This window comes from Methylosinus trichosporium OB3b (genome assembly GCF_002752655.1).
Lineage (GTDB): Bacteria > Pseudomonadota > Alphaproteobacteria > Rhizobiales > Beijerinckiaceae > Methylosinus > Methylosinus trichosporium.
This window is the reverse complement of record NZ_CP023737.1, coordinates 3,314,424-3,337,822: the sequence shown is the minus strand read 5'-3', so window position 1 is coordinate 3,337,822 and position 23,399 is coordinate 3,314,424. Positions and strand designations below refer to the sequence as shown.

At 68.4% G+C, this 23,399-nt stretch carries 19 protein-coding genes; 5 read left to right on the top strand and 14 right to left on the bottom strand.

What is annotated here, in order from left to right:
• Positions 1 to 126 precede the first annotated feature (126 nt).
• The 5 genes from pstS to CQW49_RS15945 all read right to left on the bottom strand — a co-directional run bounded on the left by pstS (position 127) and on the right by CQW49_RS15945 (position 6,070).
• A complete protein-coding gene (gene pstS, locus CQW49_RS15965) occupies positions 127 to 1,173 on the bottom strand; it encodes a phosphate ABC transporter substrate-binding protein PstS (RefSeq protein WP_003611745.1) in 1,047 nt (348 codons plus the stop codon).
• A gap of 151 nt (positions 1,174 to 1,324) precedes the next feature.
• Positions 1,325 to 2,383: an ATP-binding protein gene (locus tag CQW49_RS15960; protein ID WP_003611746.1), complete on the bottom strand. Its 1,059-nt coding sequence runs from the start codon at positions 2,381 to 2,383 to the stop codon at positions 1,325 to 1,327.
• A gap of 92 nt (positions 2,384 to 2,475) precedes the next feature.
• A complete protein-coding gene (locus CQW49_RS15955; RefSeq protein WP_003611747.1) occupies positions 2,476 to 3,648 on the bottom strand; it encodes a lysylphosphatidylglycerol synthase domain-containing protein in 1,173 nt (390 codons plus the stop codon).
• Positions 3,649 to 3,792: 144 nt separating this feature from the next.
• Positions 3,793 to 5,328 carry a Y-family DNA polymerase gene (locus CQW49_RS15950; RefSeq protein WP_024749603.1) on the bottom strand — a complete coding sequence of 512 codons (1,536 nt, stop codon included), beginning with the start codon at positions 5,326 to 5,328 and terminating at the stop codon, positions 3,793 to 3,795.
• Entirely contained in the window at positions 5,258 to 6,070 is an 813-nt protein-coding gene (locus CQW49_RS15945; protein WP_003610038.1) for a hypothetical protein, read from the bottom strand. Before CQW49_RS15945 ends, CQW49_RS15950 begins: the two co-directional genes overlap by 71 nt.
• Before the next feature lie 141 nt (positions 6,071 to 6,211).
• Here CQW49_RS15945 and CQW49_RS24690 point away from each other — a divergent pair, with 141 nt between their 5' ends.
• The 3 genes from CQW49_RS24690 (at position 6,212) to CQW49_RS15935 (ending at position 9,256) form a co-directional block, all read left to right on the top strand.
• On the top strand, positions 6,212 to 6,385 hold the full coding sequence (locus CQW49_RS24690; protein WP_003610039.1) for a hypothetical protein: 174 nt from the start codon (positions 6,212 to 6,214) through the stop codon (positions 6,383 to 6,385).
• A 268-nt stretch (positions 6,386 to 6,653) separates the two neighbouring features.
• The gene (locus CQW49_RS15940; protein ID WP_024749605.1) at positions 6,654 to 7,049 is read left to right on the top strand and encodes an SMI1/KNR4 family protein; all 396 of its coding nucleotides are present in this window, start codon (positions 6,654 to 6,656) and stop codon (positions 7,047 to 7,049) included.
• 425 nt (positions 7,050 to 7,474) lie between these two features.
• Positions 7,475 to 9,256, top strand: coding sequence for an ABC transporter ATP-binding protein (locus CQW49_RS15935; protein WP_003610044.1), 1,782 nt, complete (start codon positions 7,475 to 7,477; stop codon positions 9,254 to 9,256).
• Between the two features lie 63 nt (positions 9,257 to 9,319).
• Here CQW49_RS15935 and CQW49_RS15930 read toward each other — a convergent pair whose 3' ends face one another.
• The 4 genes from CQW49_RS15930 to CQW49_RS15915 all read right to left on the bottom strand — a co-directional run bounded on the left by CQW49_RS15930 (position 9,320) and on the right by CQW49_RS15915 (position 12,522).
• Positions 9,320 to 10,072, bottom strand: coding sequence for an ABC transporter ATP-binding protein (locus tag CQW49_RS15930; RefSeq protein WP_003610046.1), 753 nt, complete (start codon positions 10,070 to 10,072; stop codon positions 9,320 to 9,322).
• A complete protein-coding gene (locus CQW49_RS15925; protein ID WP_003610048.1) occupies positions 10,023 to 10,778 on the bottom strand; it encodes an ABC transporter permease in 756 nt (251 codons plus the stop codon). Before CQW49_RS15925 ends, CQW49_RS15930 begins: the two co-directional genes overlap by 50 nt.
• Positions 10,775 to 11,746, bottom strand: coding sequence for an ABC transporter substrate-binding protein (locus tag CQW49_RS15920; protein WP_040566405.1), 972 nt, complete (start codon positions 11,744 to 11,746; stop codon positions 10,775 to 10,777). The genes CQW49_RS15925 and CQW49_RS15920 overlap by 4 nt, the downstream gene beginning before the upstream one ends.
• Before the next feature lie 74 nt (positions 11,747 to 11,820).
• On the bottom strand, positions 11,821 to 12,522 hold the full coding sequence (locus CQW49_RS15915; protein ID WP_003610052.1) for a YjbE family putative metal transport protein: 702 nt from the start codon (positions 12,520 to 12,522) through the stop codon (positions 11,821 to 11,823).
• Positions 12,523 to 12,706: 184 nt separating this feature from the next.
• On the opposite strand from CQW49_RS15915, the gene CQW49_RS15910 reads away from it, so the two are divergent.
• Positions 12,707 to 13,207 carry a hypothetical protein gene (locus CQW49_RS15910; protein WP_003610054.1) on the top strand — a complete coding sequence of 167 codons (501 nt, stop codon included), beginning with the start codon at positions 12,707 to 12,709 and terminating at the stop codon, positions 13,205 to 13,207.
• Entirely contained in the window at positions 13,200 to 13,643 is a 444-nt protein-coding gene (locus tag CQW49_RS15905) for a hypothetical protein (protein ID WP_003610056.1), read from the top strand. The genes CQW49_RS15910 and CQW49_RS15905 overlap by 8 nt, the downstream gene beginning before the upstream one ends.
• 80 nt (positions 13,644 to 13,723) lie before the next feature.
• Here the strand turns inward: CQW49_RS15905 and CQW49_RS15900 are convergent, their stop codons facing one another.
• From CQW49_RS15900 to CQW49_RS15870, 5 genes are all read right to left on the bottom strand, one after another.
• Positions 13,724 to 16,708, bottom strand: coding sequence for a cation-translocating P-type ATPase (locus CQW49_RS15900; protein ID WP_003610058.1), 2,985 nt, complete (start codon positions 16,706 to 16,708; stop codon positions 13,724 to 13,726).
• A 780-nt stretch (positions 16,709 to 17,488) separates the two neighbouring features.
• Complete coding sequence (locus CQW49_RS15885; protein WP_003610060.1) at positions 17,489 to 17,830, bottom strand: c-type cytochrome; 342 nt, start codon at positions 17,828 to 17,830, stop codon at positions 17,489 to 17,491.
• A 30-nt stretch (positions 17,831 to 17,860) separates the two neighbouring features.
• Positions 17,861 to 18,709, bottom strand: a complete 849-nt coding sequence (locus tag CQW49_RS15880) for a quinoprotein dehydrogenase-associated putative ABC transporter substrate-binding protein (protein ID WP_003610062.1) — start codon at positions 18,707 to 18,709, stop codon at positions 17,861 to 17,863.
• A gap of 69 nt (positions 18,710 to 18,778) precedes the next feature.
• Entirely contained in the window at positions 18,779 to 20,644 is a 1,866-nt protein-coding gene (locus tag CQW49_RS15875; protein ID WP_157926088.1) for a PQQ-dependent dehydrogenase, methanol/ethanol family, read from the bottom strand.
• Positions 20,645 to 21,187: 543 nt separating this feature from the next.
• A complete protein-coding gene (locus CQW49_RS15870; RefSeq protein WP_003610064.1) occupies positions 21,188 to 23,308 on the bottom strand; it encodes a DNA topoisomerase in 2,121 nt (706 codons plus the stop codon).
• Positions 23,309 to 23,399: the final 91 nt, after the last annotated feature.

Here is a 23,399-nt window from a genome sequence, read left to right as displayed (position 1 = left end):
TCTCTCGATAGCGCGACTTCCGGTCCGCCGCATCGTTCGGCGCGACAGCGCCCTCGAGATTCCGTCTCGCTCGACTGGCCAATGGGCGCCGCCCGGCGGGAGCGATCCCGCCGGGCGGCGCGACGATCAGTTCGACGCCAGCGGCTTGCCGCTCGCATCGGTGACATGCGCCCAGCTCTTCTTGATCAGAGCCACGACGCCGGCCGGCATCGGAATATAGTCGAGCTCCTCTGCCGCCTTGCCGCCCTTGGCGAAGGCCCAGCCGAAGAACTTCAGCGCCTCGCCCGCGGCGGCGACGTCCTGCGGCTGCTTGGGCAGCAGAATGAAGGTCGCGGCGGTGATCGGCCAGGACTGGGCGCCCGGCTGGTCGGTGAGGATCTGATAGAAGCCCGGCGCATTGGCCCAGTCGGCGTTGGCGGCGGCCGCCTGGAAGGTCGGCGTCGTCGGCGCGACGGCCTTGCCGTCCTTGTTGACGAGCTTGGTGAAGGTCAGCTTGTTCTGCTTGGCGTAGGCGTATTCGACATAGCCGATCGCGCCCTTGGTGTTGGCGACATTGTTGGCGACGCCTTCATTGCCCTTGGCGCCGATGCCGACCGGCCACTCGACCGAGGCGTTCTCGCCGACCTTGGCCTTCCAGTCGGCGCTGACCTTGGACAGATAATTGGTGAAGTTGAAGGTCGTGCCCGAGCCGTCCGAGCGATGCACGACGGCGATCGCGGTCGAGGGCAGCTTTTGCTTGGGGTTCAGCTTCTTGATCGCAGCGTCGTCCCATTTGACGATCTCGCCGAGGAAGATGGCGGCGAGGGTCTGGCCGTCGAGCACGAGGTCGCCCGACTTCACGCCGTCGAGATTGACGACCGGAACGATGCCGCCGATCACCTGCGGCCACTGCACGAGGCCGGCGGCCTCGAGATCCTCGGCCTTGAGCGGCTGGTCGGAAGCGCCGAAGGTCACCGTGCGCGCCTTGATCTGCTTGATGCCGCCGCCCGAGCCGATCGACTGATAGTTGAGGCCGGCCCCGGTCTCCTTCTTATAGGTGTCCGCCCATTTGGCGTAGATCGGATAGGGGAAGGTCGCGCCCGCGCCGGAGATGTCGACCGCGACAGCCGCGCTCGCCGTGGCGAGAGCCACGGTCGCCGCCAGAGCGATCCGGTTGAAGAATTTGAAGATCATCTTTGTCTCTTTCGAACTCGAGGCTCACTTGAGGGCGGCGCGCGTCCTGCGCCCCGGCGACGCGCAAACTAGTCTCTCGCAACGCGTCTTTTATGACAGTTATATGACAGTTAGATGACACACATAGTCTACTGAAATATATCGGTAACTATCAAACGCCATCGGCTTTTTCCGCCTCGGCGAGGGGCAAGAAGACACGAAAGGTGGCGCCTTTGTCCGGCGCTGAATCTATGGCGAGGCGGCCACGGTGGCGAGCCACGATGTGCTTGACGATGGCGAGGCCGAGGCCGGTGCCGCCCTTGGCGCGGCTCTTGCCCGCATCGACGCGATAGAAGCGCTCGGTGAGGCGCGGCAGATGTTCCGGCGAGATTCCAGGGCCGTGGTCGCGCACCGAGAAGACGGCCGAGGCGCCGAGCGGCGCGAGCGAGATTTCGACCGGGCCGGCTCCATATTTGATCGCATTCTCGATCAGATTTTCCGCGACGCGGGCGAGCTCGTCGCGATCGCCGGGAACGACGACCGGGCCAGTGGCGTCGAGCTTCAGCTCGATCCCGCTGTCCTCGGCCATAGGCCCGAGCGTGTCGACGATATGGGCGACGAGAATGGCGAGATCGACCGGCGTGTCGGGGCGCAGATGCAGATGCTGCTCGATGCGCGAGAGCGACAAGAGATCGTCGACGAGCCGCGACATGCGCTGCGCCTGCTCGCGCATGATCGAGAGGAAACGCTCGCGCGCCTTGGCGTCGTCGCGCGCCGGGCCTTGCAGGGTCTCGACGAAGCCGAGCAGCGAGGCGAGCGGCGTGCGCAGCTCATGGCTGGCGTTGGCGACGAAATCGACGCGCATGCGCTCGACGCGGCGCGATTCGGTCAAGTCGCGCAGGCTCGCCACCGCGGCGTTCTCATAGCCATCGAGGCGCAGCGGCGCGATATGCACCTCGAACCAGCATTCGACCGGCAGGCGCTCGACCCAGATCACCTTCTCCGGCGCGCCGCCGCGCAGCACGCGCTCGAGCGCGTCGAGCACATCGGGCGAGCGCAGGCTGCGCGCCAGCGGATCATTGACGCGCAGCGACGGCAGCACCGAGCGCGCGGAGCGATTGGCGGCGACGATGCGCGCCTCGGAATCGATGACGAAGACCGCCTCCGGAAGCGCGTCGATGACGAGGCCGAGAAGGGCTTCTCCCTGATAGCGGCGGCGCAGATCGGACATTGTTTCTCTCAGTCGAGCGCGGGCGTGGGGCGGGCTGCGTCCCTGGACCGCGAACCGTCCGGCTCGCTCTGCTGGTCGCGGCGCCGAGCCCGCTACTCGCGGGCCTCCATGATGCGGTTGATGGTCTCGCGCAGGCTGTGCCAGCGGCGCGAGCCCTCGTCCGCGCCCAGCAGCGCCAGCGCGAGGATGAAGGGCAGGAAATAATAGAGCACGCGGAACAGCAGCAGGGAGGCGAGCAGGCTCTCCTGCGAATGGCTCGGCAGCGCGTGCAGCATCGTCGCCTCGAACACGCCGATGCCGCCCGGCGCATGGCTGACGACGCCGAGGACGCAGGCGAACACATAGACGCAGGCGAAGGTGAAGAAGTCGAGATTCGTCTCCTGCGGCAGCAGCAGGTAGAGCGCGGCGGCGGCGCAGCACAGGTCGACGACGCCGAGAACGGTCTGGCCGAGCGAGGGAACGAAGCCCGGCAGCTCGAACATATGGCCGCGCAGGCGCACGCGCCGCCGACGCAGCGCCACCCAGACGAGGTAATAGCCGACGCCGGCGCAGACGAGGAGGCCGAGCGCGACATTGAGAAAGGCCGGCAATTTGTCGATCGCGCCGAGCTCTCCGGCCCGCGCCACGAGGCCGACCCCGACCACCGAGGCCATGCCGAGCCAGAAGGTGACGCCGGCGATCACCGTGACATTGGCGACCTGCACGGCGCCGACGCCGACGCGCGAATAGATCCAATAGCGCACCGCCGCGGCGGTGACGACCGGAAAGCCCAGATTGAAGGAGAAGGCGTAGCTGGTGAAAGAGGCGAGCGCGGCGATCCGGTAGCGCACGCGCAGGCCGAGCTGGCGCAGCGCCAGCGCGTCATAGCCGGTGAGCGCGAGATAGGAGAGCGCGGTGAGCAGCAGCGCGCCGAGCACCTGCTCGGCGCTGGTCGCGCCGATGGCGGCGCGCACGTCGGAGAATTTGAGGCTCGAGACGACGCCGGCCAGGCTGAAGCCGGCCAGCGCGAAGACGGCGAGGCTGGCGACGCCGGCGAGCGCCTTGCCGAGATTGGGCGCGAGACGCCGGCGCGCCGTCTCGACGAGATCAGGAAAGGTCTTCGGCTCGCTTACTTTCGGCGCCGCGGCCTCGTTCGCCTCGTCCTGCGAGCGCTTCGCTTTCTCGCGCGCTTCGAGCTGCCGGCGAAAATGCGCGGAAGCTTCTTCGATGCGGCGGCGGGCGGAAGCGTTCAATATCGGCCGGCGGGCCTCTCGGCGTCCATTCATAGGATTTTCGATCCCGCTTTTTTTAAAGCCGTGCGGCCCCGAGACGAGACGCAGCCGAAGCAACGTCGCGGCGTGGGGAGGTTCGGTTTCCCGCCGAACCATGACGACAAGATGACGAGGCCGGCCCGGCGGGCCGGCGAAGGGTCAGAACAGGCCATGCATGAACCAGCGTGGACGAGCGCTATCATGACCGGACAAGCCTTTGCGGAACAACCAGAAACGCAGGCCCTCGCGGTCTTCCACATAAAAATAGTCGCGCGTCTCCTCATCCTGGGGCGCGCTCCACCATTGCGGGGCGATGCGCTCCGGCCCCTCATAGGCCGCGAGCTCGTGCAACGCGCGCCGCCAGCGGAAACGCAGCGGCGGCCCGTCCGGCATCGGCGCGACGGCCTCGATCGGCTCGGGATGCTCGAGCAGACGCAGAGGCCGCGCCGGCGCCGGCGCCGCGGCGACGCGCGCAGGCGGCGGCGCGGCGGCGGGAAGGGCGGCGACCGCGAGCTCGGGAATATGACTGGCCTGCGGATAGAGACGCAGCACGCGGCGCAGGCCGAGCCGCGCGCCGAGCCGGTCGACGAGATCGGAAAGGTCGGCGCCGGCGCCCTCCGCCTCGGGAGCGAGGCCGAGATCGGCCTGCGGCGTCGCGCAGAGCTCGGTCCGCGTGGCGCCGAGCCGGATCACGTCGAAACCATAGCCCGTGTCGAGCCCCTCCTCGGCGAGGACGGCGAGGCGCTCGCGCAGCAGCAGGGCGATGAGCCCCGGATCGCGCAACGGCCGGCTGGTCCCCGTCTCTATATGGGCGACCGCGCCGTCGACGCGGTAGAAATCGGCCGCGACATGGCGCGCGCCGGCGCCGTGGCGCTCCAGCAGCAGGCAGAGCTCGCGCGCCAGAATCGCGAGGGTCCGCTCTATGTCCTCGCGCCGCGTCAGCCCCTCGGGAAAGCGGCGCTCGGCCATGAAATCCGGGGCCTCGAAACGCGGCGAGATCGGCTCGCGCCGCCGGCAGGCGATGGCGTCGAGCCGCGCCATCGCCTCCGGCCCGAAACGGGCGGCGAGCGGCGCGCGCGGCCGCGACAGCAGATCGCCGAGCGTGCGCAGGCCGGCGCGCTCCATGCGGCGGCGCGCCGTCTCGTCGTGGCGCAGCGCCGCGACCGGCAGGCGCGCGGCGAGCGCCTCGATCTCCGCCGGCGACGCCTCGGCCGCAACCCGCGTCGCGCCGGCGAAGCGCGCCAGAGCGCCGGCCAGAGCCGGCCCCGGAGCCAGCGCGCCTCGCGTGCAAAACCCCTGGGCGGCGAGGCGGCGCTCGGCCTCGGCCAGCAGGGCGGCCTCGCCGCCGAACAAATGCGCGGCGCCGGTCACATCCATGAGGACGCCGTCCGGCGGATCGGTCGCGGCGAGCGGGGTGAAGCGCCGGCACCAATCGGCGATTTTTGCGAGCAAAGCGGCGTCGGCCGCCGGGTCGGCCGGTGCGAGCCGCAGCGCCGGGCGCATGGCGCGGGCGTCGGCGACCGCCATTCCGGGGGCGAGCCCGGCCCGCTCGGCGCGCGCGTCGACGGCGGTCAGGCGCTCGCCGCCTTTGCCCTCGGCGAAGAGGGCGAAGGGCGCGTCCTCGTCAGAGCGCGCGCGTGCGCGCAAAATCCGGTCGGTCGGAAGGCGCGGCAGGAACAAAGCGAGGCAGCGCATGGCGGAACTCGGCTCTCTCAGGATCGAAGACGATGTCGCGCCAGACCTGCGGATCGAAGGCGCCGACGAGGCCGCGCGCCTTGACGACGCGCAGGCGAAAGACGCGAGGCCCGGGCGGCGGCCGCGCCGCGCTCTCGCGCCGCGGAGCGAGGGAGGCGGCGATCTCGAAGCGCGCCTCGGCGGCGCTCGCAAGACGCAGCGCCTCGACGCGCGGCAGCAGCAGCAGGCCGGCGCTCCCGCTCCGCCGCGCGGCGAGGACGAGGCGCCGCGAGGCGGCGAGGCCATAGGCGCCCGCCTCGGCCCAGCTCTCGGCGACGACCGCCGCCGGCGCGCTCTTCAGCGCCTCCTCCATGGCCCAGAAAGTGTCGCGCGGGCGGCGCGTGCGCGCCAGCACCAGACGCTCGGGGGAGAGGCCCGCCGCCTGCAGGGCGCGCCCATAGGGCAGGCCGATCTCGCGCGCGACCATGTCCTCGGCGATCCAGACGATTCCCGCCTGCGGCCGCAGCCGGGCGCAGCGCAGCGCCAGCGCGAAGGCGAAGCCCGCGGCCGCCGCGGCGTCCTTGGGCCGCGCCGGCACGATCTCACAGGCGCCGCGGCGGCAATGCGCGAACAGCCGCTCGAGATCGGCGGGCTCCGCCCCGGAGGGCGGACGCGGCTCCGCCTCCCGCCCGCCCTCGCCCGCGAGCGCGGCGATCTGGCGACGCAAAAAGACGATCCGTTCCGAAACGCCGCCCTGCGACATCGGTTCTTCGGCCCCTCATGTTCGATATTTGTTCTCATGCTGACTCGGTCCCGGACGAGAGTCAAGCGGCGTGTCGAGCCGCATGTCGAGCCTTGACAGGCGCCCGCCGGGCGCCACACTCGCCGGGCGGGAGGGGACGAAATGGCGAAGGACGACAAGGGCGCGAAGCCGCCCGCCCAAGGACGGAAGAATACGGGCCAGAAGAATGCGGAGGCGCTCGCCGCCGCGCTGCGCGCCAATCTGCTCCGCCGCAAGGCCGCGCGACCGCGCCCCGCGCCGACCGGGCAGGACGGCGGGCCGAAGGACGCGCGCTGAATGTGCGGCGAGGGGAGCGGGACGGTTCGGGTTTCTCCGATGCGCCAGGAGCAGTCATTCGCCCAAAGGCTCCATATAACGATTCACAGGGAGCGAGGACTTGTTGGACAGCAAGTCGACGTGCATGAAATTCTGCCGATGAAATTCGGCGTCAGCGCTACCTACCCGGCTAAACAAAGCCATCTTGCCCATAACCTACACCTTCGACAGGTTACGCATTTTTCAGAGACATCTCGGACACAATCGGCGCAACGAACAGATGGAACTAATGACATACAATCTGACAGAAGGGCATCTTGACGCGCCGGCCGATGTCAGCGTAACCGATGGTCTTTCTGCAAGATTAGGCATAGCGCTTCCGAGCGATTATCTTGACTTCCTTCGCCAGCATAATGGCGGCGAAGGATTTATCGGCGGCAACTATATCATCTTCTGGAAAGCCGAGGAGCTTGCCGACTTCAATCGTGGATATGAGGTCGAAAAATACGCCCCCGACATCCTCCTGTTTGGTTCTAATGGCGGCGGTGAGGGTTACGGCTTCGACATCCAATCGGCAGCGATGCCCATAGTCCGTATCCCCTTCATCGGGATGGAGCGCCGCTATGCGACACCTGTGGCCAAGGACTTCCCGGACCTCTTCGCCAAGCTGGCGATACCACTATGAGCGATCGTCTCAACCCTCGCTAAAGCAGGATCGCTTCCAGGAATGTCGCTTTCGGGTCAAAAGTGGACTCCAACCGCCCAGCGTCGGCGCCACCCAAAAACCCACCTCCCGGTTGACAGCCGCCCCGTTTCGTTCCAATAGTCACGCTATATTGCACCGCAATATCCGCAGCCGCGGGCGCGGCCCGCGTCACTCGAAACGGGGAGTCGCCATGATGAAAATCGTCATGTCTCGTCATTCCCCGGGCCGAGCCTGATCGTTCAGGCGCCGAGCCCGGCAGTGTTCCGGGCTCTTCTCAGGCTCCCGCCGCGTCCTTCGATCTGACGCCATTGCGACGCCAGCCCTCCCGGAACGAGCCCCGACGCCTCCCGCGTCGTCCATTCTTCTTCTCGAGGGAGCGGAGCGCCGGCGCGTTCCGCGCGACCATGACCGCTTATTGGCAGACTCTGCGTTTCGCCGCCGCCTATTGGCTCCTGTCGCCCCGCCTGCTCGCCTTGATGCTGGCGGCGCGCCTCGTCTCCAATGTCGTCGACGTCTTTGTGCCGGTGGCCTCCGGCCGGCTCGCCGACGCCGTCGCCGCCGAGCCGCGCGCGCTCGGCCCCGCGCTCGCCGCGCTCGGCGCCTTTCTCGGCACGGTGCTGCTGTTTCACACGCTGCGCAATTTCGTCGCCTTCTCGGTCTGCCATGTGGCGGCGCATGGCATGGCGGCGCTGGTGCGCGACGCTTTTGCCCGTGTGCAGCGCTTTTCGGCGGATTGGCACGCCAACGCCTTCGCCGGCGCCACGGTGCGCAAGATCGCGCGCGGCATGTGGTCCTTCGACTCCCTCACCGACACGCTGATCTTCGGCATTCTGCCGGCCGCGACGGTCATCGTCGCCATCACCGGCCTGCTGTCCTGGCGCTGGCCGCTGCTCGGCGTCGTCGTCGCCATCGGCATCGCCTTCTTCCTGGCGATCGGCGTCGGCCTGTCGCTCGGCTGGATCAGCCCCGCCGCGCAGATTTCGCAGGCGCTCGATTCGGCGGTGAGCGCGCGGCTCGCCGATTCCATCACCGGCAATCAGATCGTCAAAGGCTTCGCCGCCGAGCCGCGCGAGGACGAGAGCTTCGCGGCGCTGGTCGCGCAATGGACGAAGCGCACGCTCATTTCCTGGTATCGCGGCTCCACCGTCGGCCTGCTGCAAGCGATGGTGCTCATCGTCATGCAGGCGACGCTGCTCGGCTGCGGCCTGTCGCTGTGGTCCGAAGGGCAGATGACGACCGGCGACGTCGTGAGCCTCATCGGCATACAGGGCCTCATCAACGGCTACCTGCGCGACATTGGCGAGCATGTGCGCAATCTGCAGCGGGCGGTGAACGAGATGGAGGATGTGGTCGCCTTCGCCGCCGCCGAGCCGGAAGTGGTGGACGCGCCGGGCGCGCGGCCGCTCGCGGTGACGCGCGGCGAGATCGTCTTCGATCGCGTGCGCTTCAGCTATCCGGCCGCCCGCAAGCCGCTCTATGAGGATTTCTCGATCACGATCCGCGCCGGCGAGCGCATCGGCCTCGTCGGCGCCTCTGGCGCCGGCAAGACCACTTTCGTCAAGCTGCTGCAACGCCAGTTCGACCTCGACGCGGGACGCATCTTGGTCGACGGGCAGGACATTGCGCAGGTGACGCAGGATTCTCTGCGCCGCGCCATCGGCATCGTCGCGCAGGAGCCGATCCTGTTTCATCGCCCGCTCGGCGAGAACATCGCCTATGGACGGCCGGACGCCGCGCCTTACGAGATCGCCGAGGCGGCGCGTCTCGCTCATGCCGACATGTTCATCGAGCGTCTGCCGGACGCGTACGAGACGCTGGTCGGCGAGCGCGGCGTGAAGCTCTCGGGCGGCGAGCGCCAGCGCGTCGCCATCGCCCGCGCCATTCTCGCCGATACGCCGATATTGGTGCTGGACGAGGCGACCTCCTCGCTCGATTCGGTGTCGGAATTTCATATCCGCGCCGCGATCGAGCAATTGTCGGCGGGCCGCACGACGATCGTCGTCGCGCATCGGCTGTCGACGGTGCAGCGTCTCGATCGCATTCTCGTGTTCGATCACGGCCGCATCGTCGAGGACGGATCGCACGCGGAACTGCTGCGTCTGCCGGATGGGATTTATCGCCGTCTGTTCGAGACGCAGATGGGAGGGAGTGATCTCATCGAGGAGGCGACCATTCCGGCGGGCTGACTCGGCGTGAGGATGCGAGCCTGAAGGCTCGCGGTCCGAGCGCGGCCCCTGGACCACGAGCCTTCAGGCTCGCATTCCGCCATGCGCGCGCATCGCCTCGATCGCCGCCTCCGCCTCGCTTTGCAGCGCGTCGGCGGCGGCTTTCGTCAGCGCGCGGCGCGGCGTTGCGATCTCCAGCGTGGTGAAAACGCGCGCGGGGCGCGTCGACAGCAGGAACACGCGATCGGCGAGCTCGATCGCCTCGCGAATGTCATGGGTGACGATCAGCGTCGTCACGCGTCTCTCGTCGATCAGCGCCGCGATCTCTCCGCGCAGCTCGCGCGCCAGCATCGCGTCGAGCGAGACGAAGGGCTCGTCCATCAGCAGAAGATCGGGCTCGATCGCCAGCGCCCGCGCCAGCGCGACGCGGCGGGCGAGGCCGAGCGACAATTCGCCGGGAAAATGCCCGGCGTGCTCGGCGAGGCCGAGCCGCATGAGCAGAGCCGCGATCGTCTCCTCGCGCGCCTGCGGCGCGGCGATGCGCAGATTGTCGACGACGCTGCGCCAGGGCAGGAGGCGCGGCTCCTGGAACACCATGCCGAGCCGCCCGCCCGCCGGCAGGCGAATGGCGCCCTCATATTGCGCGTCGAGGCCGGCGATGAGCCGCAGCAGCGTGGTCTTGCCGCAGCCCGACGGCCCCACCACCGCGCCGGCGCGCCCCATCGGCAGAGTGAATTGCAGATCTTGCAGGACGCGCTGCGGGCGGCCGCCGGCCGTCACATGGTCCTTAGATGTGACCCTGACCTCGAGCAGGGCTGCGGCGCCATCGTGAGACATGTCGTTCGAGAGGCTGCACCAGAAGCGTTTCGACGCCGAGCATCAGGAGGACGAAGGGGATCGCATAAGCGAGCAGCAAACGCACGTCGAAAAGCTGAAACGCCATATTGATCTCGAAGCCGACGCCATTGGAGCGGCCGATCAGCTCCACCACCAGCACGATCTTCCAGACGAGCGAGAGGCCGGAGCGCGTCGAAGCGGCGATATAGGGCGCGAGCTGCGGCGCCACCACATGGCGCAGCCGCGTCGCCGGCGAGAAGCGGAACGCCTCAGCCATCTCATCGAGCCGCGCGTCCAGCGACCGCGCGCCTTCGCGCATCACCACGATGGCGTTGGGCAGCTTGTTCAGCGCCACGGCGCCGATCGCCGCCGCCTCGGTGAGCCCGGCCCAGAGATAAGCGAGCACGATGACGACGAGCGCCGGCAGATTGAGCAGCACCACCACCCAGGGGTCGAGCAGCCGGTCGACGAGCGCGCGCCGGCCCATGGCGTAGCCGAGCGCCGAGCCGAGGCTCATGGCGAGAAGAAAGGCGGCGGCGACGCGCCCGAGCGTCGCGGCGAGATTGGAAAACAGCGCGCCGGACTGCGCCTGCTCGAGCATCGCCGCGAACACCGGCGCGGGGCCGGGCAGCAGGCGCGGATCGGCGAAGAACGCCGCCGCCTGCCAGCACAGCAGCAGCAGAGCGGCGGAAGCGAGACGGATCATCTCACGCCCGGCGAAGCCGCCTCGTAGAACGTGCCCGCCGGCAATGTCGTCGCTCTGCCGACCAGCGCCGTCCCGCCGATCTGCGCGAGGGTCGCATAGAGCGCGGCGGCGTCGCGGCGCTCCTCCTCGAGGCTGCGGCTCGGAATCCCTTCCGCATAGTGCTTACGATAGAGGGCGAGGGTCGCCGCATCGCTCGTCCGGATTTGCGCCGCGGCGATGTTCCAGGCGGCGCCCGAGCTCACGATCAAGCGCTTGGTCTTCGCCGCCACAGCGAGGAAGCGGGCCAGCGCCGGCCCGTTCGCAGCGGCGAAGCGCTCGTCGAACACATAGCCGGTGACGATCGGCGCCGCCGTCGCGCCGAGCGCTGTCTCGACGTCCCGCATGTCGAGGACGCGAGAGAGGCCGCGCGCCTCGAGATCGACGGCGAAATTCCAGAAGACCAGCGCGGCGTCGAGCTCGCCCTGCGCCGCCTTCTCCGCGATGAGCGGCGGCGCGCCATAGACGATGGTCGCGGATTTCGTGAGATCGACGCCCTGCCGCAGCGCATAGGCGCGCAGCAGCAGCCAGGCCTTGTCGAGCGGCCCGCCGGCGACGCCGAGCGTCTTGCCCGAAAGATCGGCGACGCTGTGGATGGCGGCGTTCTTCGCCATCACGGCGCCGATGGCGCTGGAATGGGGAGAAAGGGTGAGCCGCGCCCCGTCGCCGCGCTGGCGCGCCACCCACAGCCAATCGGAGACGACAATGTCGGCGGCGCCGTTCTGGATCGCGATCTTGGCGGCGTCGGTGCTGGCGAGCTCGGCGACCTCGAGCTCGAGATCCGCCTCCTTATCGAGCCCGAGCGCGCGCACCACCGCGATCTCCCAGGCGCCCGTGCCGGTCTTCTGCAGAGCGAGGCGGATGCGGTCGGCCGCCTGCGCCGGCGCGCAGAGCGCGGCGAGGAGGGAAGCCGTCAGGATATTTCGGAACATCAGGCGCAAATCGATCCTGCTCGTCAGAGGGCGCTCACCGACAAAGCATAGCATATTTCCCGATCGGCGAGCGGTCAGCGCGCTTTGAGGATCGACGGCGATCGCGCGAATAAAACGGCGCCGGCGCCGGCCATGGCGCCTGTGAAGCCGACCCCGGGCGCAGCCGCGGATCCGAGCGTCGCCTCGACGACTTGGGTGACGGCCGGATCCGTGGCGATTGTCTCGCCGGCGATCCATCCGAGCAGCCCAGCGCCCGGCAGAGCGAGCGCGGGAAATCGATCGAACAGGACGGCGAGCGCTTCGGCGCCGACAACCACCAGGGGAATGCTGAGGAGGAGCCCGAAGACTATCGCCGCGAGATCGTCGCGCGCGACGGCCGCGATCGCGATCACATTGTCGAGGCTCATCACCAGAGTGGCGACGGCGATCGCGCGGGCCGCTCGGATCACGCCGTCGCCGGAGATGGCGCGTTGGTCGCCGTCTCGATTCGGCAGCCCTAGATGAAAGGCGATTTGCAGGAGCGCGGCGCCGGCCAGGAGCCGCAAGAAGGGAATGCGCATCAGAAACGACACGATGGCGATAAAAAAAGCCGTCAAGAGGACGGCGACGCCGACGCCCAGCGCCATGCCCCAGCGTCGCCGACGCAAAGGGAGCTCGCGCGCGGCGAGTGTGATCGCGACGACATTGTCGCCGGAAAGCAGGAAATTGACGCCCGCGACCTGCAGCGCGAGCCCGAAGAACGACGGCTCCGACAATCGCCAGACGAAGGGCTGCATTGTGAGCTCTCGGGGTTCGAGGACTGGGGTTCGAGGACGCCGGGCAGAGATATGTCGCGAGACGGTGTGAAAGCATCGACGTCGATCGCGGCGCCGCAGCAGATCGAGGCCGAGGATCCGGCGAAGCGCGAGCTGTCTCTGAGGCGATGAAACGGTAGAATCGCCCCACGGTGGAGGAACGCTCATGTGGCCTTTGGCGGGTTTTGCTCTGGGAGCCGTCGCCGGCGCGGCAGCCGTCGCGCTCGGCGGAAAGGAAATGGCGGAGGCCGCGCGCCCCGGCGCCAAAGCGGCGATCAAGGCGGCGTTGGCGGCGCTCCACGAAGCCCGCGTGCGCCAGGCGGAGCTGGTGGAGCAGGCCGAGGATTTGTTCGCGGAAGCGACCGCCGAGGTCGTGGAGGAGCGAACGGCGACTGTCGCCGCGACGATCCGCGCCGATGCGCAGAAGGCCGCGCAGGAGCGCAATGCGGAGCTGGTGCGCCGCGCCGAGATCGCCGCCGCCGTGCGCGCGCTCTATGCCGAATCGGCCGGCGAGCCGCAGAGCGACAGACTCGCCGAAGCGATCGCCGCCGCCGAGGAGCGCGCCCGCGCCATCATCGAGGCCGGCCGGAGGGAAGCGGGCGCCTCCGCGGAAACGATCGATCTCTCCGCGATCAAGCGAGCGCGCGCCGGGGGAGAGCATGAGTGAGGCGCTTCCGGTCGCGATCATCGCGCATCAGATGGAGGGACGCACGCGCCTGCGCCTCGCGCAAAGGCGCGGCGACGAGACATTCTTCGCCGATGTCGCGAGCAAGCTCGCCGGGCTCGACGGCGTCAGCCGGGCCGAGCCGGCGGCCCTCACCGGCGGCCTGCTGATCTTCCATGACGGCCCTCTCGCCGACATAGGCGCAGCGGCGCAGACGGCCGGACTGTTCCGGCTCGAGGGCGAGCGCCCGCAGATCGCCGAGCCGGCGGCGCCGAAGCCGAGCCCGCGCGCAGTGGCGGCGCTCGCTCTCGCCGCCGCCGCCCTCTGGCAAATCCGCAAGGAGAAGCTGTTCCCATCGGCGCTCACGCTCGCCTGGCGTGCGGCGGCTCTCGCCGGCTTCCGCTTCGCGCTCGGCGACGATTGGGGCGTGGACGAATAGGTCGACGTCCGTCATTGCGAGCGGAGCGAAGCAATCCAGAGCCGTGAGGCGGCCCCTTTGTTGCTGGCTCTACTGACGCCTCACTTTTTCGGCGCTGCGCCCGAAAGCGCGCGGATCGCGTCATTGGCGACCGCGGAGCCGATCGCGACGCCCGCTATGGCGAAGAGGTCGCGGCCGCCGATCGGCGCGAGCCCGAGGATGCGGCGCGTCACGGGAAAGACCTGCGCCGCCGCCTGCACGGCCGTCGAGAGAAGGATCGCTCCGACGAGCTTGCGATTGGGCGCGCGCATCACCTTGGCGGCGAGACCGGCGCGCTCCGATCGGCAGCTCACCGAATAGAGGAGCTGGCCGAGGGTCAGCCCATGAAATGTGACCGTCCCCGAGCGCGCGGCGTCGCGCGCGCCGCCGGCGAGCGAATAGGCGGCGAGCGCGCAAGATCCCAGCACGACGCCTTCGAGGAGAAGCGAGCGAAAATCGGCCGGCGCCAGGATCGGCGCGCGCGCATCGCGCGGCGGCTGCTCGAGGAGACCGTCTTCCGGCTCCTCGAGGCCGAGCGCCAGCGCCGGCAGCGGCTCTCCGGCGATGTTGAGCCAAAGCAGCTGCGTCGAGCTCATGGCGACGCCGCCGTCGAGCAGCGCGGCCCCCAGCATGACGAAAGTCTCGGACACGCTCGTCGCGATGAGATAGCGCAGCACCTTGCGGATATTCGCATGAGTGGCGCGGCCGAGCCGCACCGCCTCGACGACGCCGTGAAGATCATTGGAGACCAGCACCATATCGGCGACCTCGCGGGCGACGTCGGCTCCGTCTCCGCCCATGGCGATGCTGATGTCGGCGGCGCGCAGCGCCGGGCCGTCGTTGACGCCGTCGCCGGTCATGCCGACGACGCGCCCGCCGTTCTGCAACGCCTTGACAATGTTGAGCTTGTCGACCGGGCTGACGCGCGCGAACACTTGCGCCCGCGCGCTTCGCGCCGCCAGCGTCTCCGGCGGAAGCGCGGCGATCTCGCCCGCCTCCAGCACAACGACGTCGCCGCCGTCGCCCAGATCGAGCTGGCGCGCGATGGCGAGCGCGGTCGCGCTCTGGTCTCCCGTGATCATGACGGAGCGAACGCCGGCGCGATGCAGCAGCTTCAGCGCCGACGGAACGCCCGGACGGATGGGATCGACGAGGCCGGCGAGGCCGAGCCAGACGAGCTCGCGCTCGTCATAGGGATCGCCGCCCACCTCCGAGACCGCGACGCCGAGCACGCGCAGCGCGCGCGAAGCCATTTGCGCATTGGCTTCGCGAATGCTCGAGCGCGCCGCCTCGTCGAGCGGCGCGACGCCCTCCCGCGCCGCCCGGCCGGCGCAGCGGCGCAACACCTCCTCGGGATCGCCTTTGACGCAGAGCAATTCTCCGCCATCGTCCCTCCGATGCAGCGTGCTCATGCGCATGCGGTGTTCGGAGCGGGGAACGTCGGCGAGGAGCGGCGCATCGGCGCGCAGCGCCGCGACATCCACGCCGAAGGCGAGCGCCGCCTCGATGAGCGCGCTCTCGGTGGGCGTGCCATCGATATGCGCCACCGCGCCCGCCGGCTCCAGAACGGCGTCGCTGCACAGAGCAGCCGCCTCGAGCAGCCGCTTCGTCATGGTCCGCGCCTCCGCATCGCCCTCGACGAGCCGTCCGCCCTCGAGCGCCAGCAGCGCGCCGTCGACATGGGCGGCGACCATGCGCATGCGGTTTTCCGTCAGCGTGCCGGTCTTGTCGAGGCCGATCACCTCCATGGCGCCGAGCGTCTCCACCGCGTCGAGCTTGCGCGCCAGCACATCATGGCGGCGCATGTTCTCGACGCCGAGCGCCAGAGTGGTGGTGGCGACGGCCGGCAAGCCCTCGGGGATCGCCGCGACGACGAGGGAGATCGCATTGCGGAGCATCAGGATCAGACCTCGCCCGCGATAGACGCCGATGCCGAACACGACGCCGCAGACGAGCGCGCTGACGACGATCAGCTCGCGCTCGACGTCGTAGAGCTGGCGCTGCATCGGCGTCGCCGGCGGGCGCAGCGCGCCGAGCAGCCGCTGAATGCGGCCGATTTCCGTCGCTCCCCCCGTCGCGGTGACGAGCGCGGCCGCGCAGCCGCCGGTGACCGCCGTACCGCGATAGAGCATGTTGCAACGCTCCGGCAGGACCGTCGCCGCAGGCAGCGTCCGCCCCGCCGCCTTGCGCGCCGGAGCCGCCTCGCCGGTCAAGGCCGCTTCATTGACCGAGAAATCGGCGCAGGAGATCAGCCGAGCGTCGGCGGGGATCAGCATGCCGCGCTCGAGCAGCAGAATGTCGCCGCGCACGATCTCCGCAGGATCGAGGAGAGCGCGCGCGCCGCTGCGCATCACTGGCGTCGGCCGCGGCGCATAATCCGAGAGGCTGCGGATGGTTCGCTCGGCGCGACGCTCCGTCGCCGTGGCGACGCCGGCGTTCAGCAGCACGACCGCGGCGATGACGGCGGCGTCGATCACGCCGCCGGTCATCACCGACAGCGCCGCCGAGCCGATGAGGAGACCGACCGGCAGGCTGACCATCTGATCGGCGAAAATGGCCAGCGTCGAGCGCGGCTTCACATGCGGAATTTCATTGCGCCCGAGCGTCGCGAGGCGGCGCGCCGCCTCCTCATCGTCGAGACCGGCCTCGACGCCGACGCGCAGCCGCCGCGCCGCCTCGGCGGCGGTCATCGCATGCCATGGCGGATCGGCGGCGCCGTCGTCCTTCGCCACACCCTGCACTGCGTCCTGCGCCATGTCCGCACGCGAGACCGCGGCCTGGTCCTGTTCGGCGACGGCGTCATCCACCGCCAGTCTGATCTGCGCCATGGACGCCGGTGCGGAAAATTCAGCCAGCACGGTCGCGGTCGTGGCGCTCGCGCGCGCGCGTGTGACGCCGGGACAGGCCAGCAGCCGGCTCGTCACCGTCTCGGCGAGCGCGCTTCGTCCCGAGAGGCCGAGATGACGAATGCGCACGCGGCCGGGAACCGCCGCATGGATGATTTGCGCGCGCGCCAGCGCCAGATCGGCTCTCCTCTGCGCAGACATGACTGAGATCGTCCGAGGTTGGTGGCGCGCGCGCGTCCGAGCGAACGCAGCGAGACATATGGCTCGCTTCCCCCGCGACCGCCAGCTCGCGCGACCGCGCGGAGCTGCCGGGGAAAAACGAAAAAATGAGGACGTGACGACTTGCGCTGTCACGTCCCCGCTGAAAATTTTTTCAAATATGAATAACCCGTAAGCGGGACCGCCGCCGGGCGCATCACCCGTTCAGGGGACGAGGCGGGCGCTGTCCTCCTTCGCGTCGTCGATCGAGGCGAGTGAGGCGATCTCGCTCCGGGCGGCGCGATAGAGAGCATCGGCAAGCAGAGACCGGCCGTATCCGCTTTATCGCCGCCGATCGACAGCGAGCCGACCCGGCAGCGCGTCGCCGGCGCGCGGATATTTCGGCAGCTTCCGCAGGGTTTGCTCCGGCAGCTCGGCGAGCTGCACGGAGGTCGACGAAAGCGTTTAGTCGCCCCCGATCGTCGCGAAGCTTCTCGTCACTTCCGTCAGGCGCGCCTCAAACGCTGGTTCGCTCGCGATAGAGGCGCACCGTCTCGCGAAGGCGGTTATTGACCGGCTTCGGGTCGAGCAGCGCATCGCCGAATGTTCTCTGTCCCGAACCGAGAGCGAGAGCTGACCGTGCTGCCGATCGGACGTTCTGCTGCGCCCACTCGACCCCGACGCCGCCGCCAGTATCATATTCATTCGTCGGCGACGATCGCGGTGGTCGATGATGTCTACGGCGTCGAACCCCTCAAAGGCGCGCAGAGCGTCACGACGGCTTCAGTGACGCCACCAATCTACCCATTTGGGCTCTTTCGACGTGCCGATGGTGGCGAGATAAGCGGCGATATCGGCGATGTCGTTCGGTCCGACGAGGGCGAGGCCCTTGTAGGAACGCATTCCGCCTTCCTTCTTGTCGCCATACATGGCCTCGCGAACGTCGCCGGCCTCCTTGTGGCGCACATTCGGCCCCATGCCGCCGCCGCCATTGTCGCCATGGCAACCGTTGCAGTTGAGCTTCATCCACGCCTTGCGTCCCTCCGACGCGCCGGCCGAAGCCACGACCGGCGCCAGAGCTGCGACGGCAAAGGCCGACACGGCCACGATGAATTTGATGCGCATCTCGTTCGTCCTCTTCTGTCGACCGCGGTTTCAAGGCTTCACTTTCTCCGGCGCCGCGGCGACCAGCGGCACGCCCGATTCGCGCAGAATGGCGGCGATCTCAACGGTGTGAGCGTCGAGTGCGCGCTGCAGCCGATCGCGCAAGGCGACATCCGCCTTGCGCACGCCGACCGCCATGGGAAAGACGAAGGCGACCTCCGGCCGCCGCGGATCATGAGTAATGGGCTCAATTCGCAGCGCGCCGCCGTGCTTGCGCGCGAAGAAGCCTGCGACAGGCCCCCAGACGAAAGCGACATCGATCTCCCCCGCGGCCACCGCGTCGATGATACGGCCCTGCGGCGGTTGCGACGCGCCGTCCTCCGCCCACATGGGAAAGGGCGTGATATGCTCGGTGAAGCCGCGCGTCGACAGCGACAGCGCCGGGGGCGTCGTCGCGCCTTCATTGCCGACGAGCGGCAATCCGATGCGCGCCTCTCGCAGCCATTCGTCGTCGAAGGAGACGAAACGACGCGTATCGGCGGAGCGCGTCACGGCGACGAAGCTCGACGCGAAATAGGGCCGCGTCGTCACCGTGGCCGGAAGCCCCTCCGGGATAGCGACGACGGCGTCGCACATGCCCTCGAGCAGAGTGCGCCGCAGGAAGCTCTTATGGCCGGCGAACCAGAAGAAATCGACGTCGACTGTCATGTCGGCGGCGAGCACGGCGGCGATTTTGTTCTCGAACCCGTCCCGGTCCTTGCTCGAATAAGGCGGATTGGCCGGATCGGCGCAGACGAGAAAAGCACGGCGCGGGGCGTTCGCCGGCGTTTGCTGCGCGAAAGCGAGAGTGGCCGACGATAAGGCCGCGACCGTCAGCAGATGCGATAGGAAGCCGGGCATGGCGTCTCTCCCTCGAAGCGGTGACCATTGGCCGGCGCGCGATCGCAAGGGTCGCGCGCCTCGCCGCGCTCACGGGAGCTTGTACACATGCACATAGCCGCTGGTCGCCGTGCTCGGAGCCGCCGGCGCCGCCGTCGCGCCGAACTCGATCGCCGCGCGTCCCGAGGGGCTGGCCGGAGCGACCGAATCCTCGCCGAAGACGGCGCCCGCCGGACAGGGGCCGCCGGCGAAGCCGCCGTTGATGAAGCCGAGTCCGGTGGTGATGGCGACGCGCTGCTTGCCGTCGGGACCCGAGAAAGTGATCGGCGCCGAAGCGACGCCGCATTCGAGATCTTTCGACAGCAGCAATTGCCCGGTCTTCGCGTCGACCGCCTTGAACTTGCGGTCGAGCGTTCCATAGAACCCGACGCCGCTCGCCGTGGACAGCGCACCGCCGAAGACTGGCAGCGGCTCCGCGATCGTCCAGGCGCGCTTGCCCGCCACCGGATCGAAGGCGACGAACTCGCCCATATTGCCGCCGGGACCGGGATACATGGCGAGGCTGGCGCCGACGATCGGCGTCGAAGCGATGAAATTCACCTTCAGCGCCTCGTAATTCATGCACAGGTTCATCGCGCCGAAATAGAACAGTTTCGTCTTCGGCGAATAGGTGGAATATTCCCAATCCTTCGCGCCGAAGGCGGAGGGGCAAATGTCATTGGTGGCGACGCCCTCATGCGTGCGCTTCGCCGCGACGACCGATGGAAGTCCGGTCGTGAGGCTGACGCCCGTCGCCCAATTGAGATTGGCGAAAGGCTTGGCGCTGACGAGTTCGCCCGTGGCGCGGTCGAGGATGTAATTGAAGCCGTTCTTGTGGAAGTTGACGATCACTTGGCGCTTGACGCCGCCGATGGTGAGATCGACCACCGTGTTCTCGCTGGTCGCGTCATAATCCCAATTGTCGTGCGGCACGGTCTGATAGGCCCAGGCCGCCTGCCCCGTCTCCGGCTTGCGGGCGAAGATTGTCGCCGCCCATTTGTTCTCCCCGGGACGCATGTCCGGATTGAAAGTGCCGGGCTGCGAGGTGCCATAGAAGATGAGATCGAGCGCGGGATCATAGGTGACCCAGGTCCAGGAGCTCGCGCCGCCGTTCCGCCACAGCGAGCCCGGCCATGTCGTGGCGCCGCGATCGACGCCCTGATCCTTCGCGTAGAAGGGATGAAAACTCGAATCGATCTTCACCTCGGCGTCGGGGCCGGTGGAATAGGCCTGCCAGACAAGCGCGCCGGTCGCGAGATCGAGCGCGCGCACCGAGCCGCGGATGCCCATCTCGGAGCCGGAGCTGCCGAAGATCACCTTGTCGCGCACGATGATCGGCGCGGTATTCAGAGTCTCGCCGGTCCAGGGGTCGGCGACCTTCTTGCGCCAGACCTGCTTGCCGGTCTTCGCATCGACGGCGACGACATTGCCGTCGAGCAGCGTGTAGACGACCAGCCCCTTCGCATAGGCCGCGCCGCGATTGACGATGTCGCAGCAGGTGAGGCCGCGCGCGAACCCCGCCGGTCTCGGATCGAAGGTCCACAACGCCATGCCGGGGCGCGTTAGGTCGAGAGCGATCAGTTTGTTGGGAAAGGGCGTGACCACATACATGACCGAGCCGACGACCAGCGGGCTGCCCTGGTGGCTGCCCTTGGTCCCGGTCGGATAGGAGAACTCCTCTACGAGCGAGCCGACATTGGCGGGCGTGATCTCGGCGAGCTTGCTGTAGCGCGTGCCTTGCGACGTGCCGCCCGCGGTCGTCCACTCGGCGGCGGTCTGCGCCTGCGCGTCCGCCGACAGCGCGCCGCTCGACAGCGCGAAGGCCGCAACGAGGCCGATGAGCGAACGCGGTCGACTGTCGGTCGAAGGCTGCTCGCGCAGGAAGTCGGATCGACGTGAAAAGGGCCATCTGGACATGCGCATCTCCCAGTCCGTCTCTCGCGCCTTTGCACACTCGTCCGAACCGGTCGTGCTGCATCACCGTCCTTCCGTCGCAGAAGTTCCGCGCGGCGGGAGATCGAGCGATTTGAGACGCTGAAGTTGAAGCTACGCGGAGGAGCCTAACGAGACCAGAACCTCTCCCTCGCAAATTACCGAAACTTCCCGCTTTGCACAGCAGTGGCGGAGGAACTGAAAAGATATCAATTAGCTCATAGCGCAGCGGCACTTCGTCGCGGAACGCTCGGAGCTAGGTCACATCGGCGTTCTCGCGCGAGCCGCAGCGATCAACCAGCCTACGGCTGGCGCGACGCGCTGCTGACCGCGCCCAGCCGGCGCGATCGAGGAGAAGATGACAGGCGCTGAAGGACGAGAAGCGCGCGCTGGCCGAGAGCCTGTTCGACCCGGAGGGAACCCCGACCCTCGCTCTGACCGAGGCCGATCTCGACCTGTTGTTCGCGCCGTGACGGGCGAGCGTTTGGAATGGCGATCGTGAAATGTGAAGGGAACATAGGAGCCGAGCTATCTCGCATGCTCGTCGAGGAACTTGCGGCAGGCGTCGAAGTCCTGCCGATAGAGGTCGGGCAATTTCACTTTCTTGGCGCGCGACAGGTTTTCCGCATAGGCGACCATCTTGTCGGTCGGCGCTTTCGAACGCCCGCCGCGCTCATTGCTGTCCGTCTCGGGCGGTTTCGCCTTCGGCGCACGCTGCGTCTTCGATCCACGACGACGCGGCCCCGCGCCGGCGCTCTTCGCGGTGGCGGCCGGCGCGCCCCGGCGTCGACGCGCCGGCGCGGAGGCCGCCAGCTCGACCTTGCCGATCGACTTTTCGACCAGCGCCTCGATCAGCTCGCGCGCGGCCGTGGCGACGCCGTCGATCACCGCATGATAGTCGGCCTTGCCGACGAGGACCTCGTCGAGGCGCATCTCCCATAGAGCGGTGGTGGCGGGATCGACGAGCGCAGGCGCCGCGCCGCGCAACAGCTCGAACAGCTGCAAGCCGGCCGGGGTCGGCACGACGAGCTTGCCATCCGCCGTCAGCAAATTCTGCCGCTTCAATCCCTTGATGATTTCCGCCCGGGTCGCCGGCGTGCCGATGCCCTTGGCCTCCTTCAGCCGGTCGCGAAGCGCCGCGTCCTCGACGAAGCGCCACGCATTCTGCATCGCATCGACGAGCGTGCCTTCGTTGTAGCGCGGCGGCGGCTGCGTTCGCTTCGCTTCGACGCGCGCGTCCGACAGAACCGCGCTCTCGCCGTCGCGGAGCGCGGGAAGCGTCTGCTCCGCCTCGGTCTCGGCGTCCGGCTCATGCGCCTGATAGACGGCCTTCCAGCCGAGCCGCAGCGGAATCCGCCCCACGGCGCGGAACTCCGCGGCTGTTCGGCCGGGAATGGGAACCGCCATTGTGACGACGGTCTGCCGATATTCGTAATCGGGCATCACCGCGGCGAGATAGGAACGGCAGATGAGCGCGAACAGCCGCTTCTCGTCGTCATCGAGCCGCGTCAGCCGCGTTTCGAGATCGTCGAGAACATTGACATTGGGCACGACCGCATGATGCGACACGCCCTCCAGCGCCTTGTCGCAGAAATGGCCGGATTTCCCGCGCCGGATCACCGGAGACGCGATGTCGAGCTGCGCGAAGCCGCGCAGGCGCGTCAGAGCGGCGACGATGGCCGGCGCGTCGCCGATCTGATTTTCGGCGAGGTAGCGCGCCTCCGCGCGCGGATAGGTGATCAGCTTCTTGCCCTCGCCGTCATAGAGCTCCTGCGCCACCGACAGCGTCTTGTCGGCGGTCCAGCCCCAGCGCTGGCCGCAGGTCTTCTGCAAGGACGGAAGATCGAAGAGACGCGGCGGCACCTGACGCTTGTCGTCGACCGTGACGCCGAGGGGCCCGCGGTAGCCGCCGGCGGCCGCGGCGATCGTCTCGGCCTCGGCGCGCTTCTTGATCCGCATCTTGGGCGCCGGCGCGTGACGCATCAGAAAGGCGCCGCCCTCGACGGTCGCCGTGGCGACGATCTCGAAATAATCCTCGGGGCGAAAATTGCGGATTTCCAATTCACGCAGGCAGACGATCGCCAGGGTCGGCGTCTTCACCCGGCCGATCCCGATCACGCCCCGCACGCCGGGCGCGAGCAAGGTCTTCGTCGCGGTTCGGGTCAGCGACAGATTGAAGATCTGGTCGGCCTGCTGGCGCGCCACCGCCGCCTCATAGAGCGGGCGCATCTCGGCGTTGGGCTTCAGCCGGGCGAAGGCCTGCTGGAGCGTCTTCGGGTCCTGGGCGGTGAACAAAGCTCGCCGCACGCGCCCGCGATAGTTCAGATGATCGAGGATTTCCTGGCCGATCAGCTGGCCCTCGCGGTCGCAATCGGTCGCCAATATCACATCGTCACAGGCGGAGAGCGCCGCCCGTATGGCCGCGAGCTTCGCCGGCTTATTGCCCTGCGCGGCGGCGCGAGTCGGATAGAGCCCGTCGGGCTTCAGGACGACGCAGGACCAGCTCTTCCAAGCGGGATTGATCTCGTCGGGCTCGGCGAGACGAAGCAGATGGCCTTCGGCCGGCAGAATCTGCCCATAGCGGGCCCCGAGCGCCGCGCGCAGGTCCTTCGCCTGACTGGATTTTTCCGTGATGATGAGAGTCGCCATGCGCCACGCCGAATCGAAAAGAGGACTTCAGCCTAGCGCAAGTGTGAGAACGAACAAAGAACAAAATCACAGCGGCCAATGGAACTGTGGC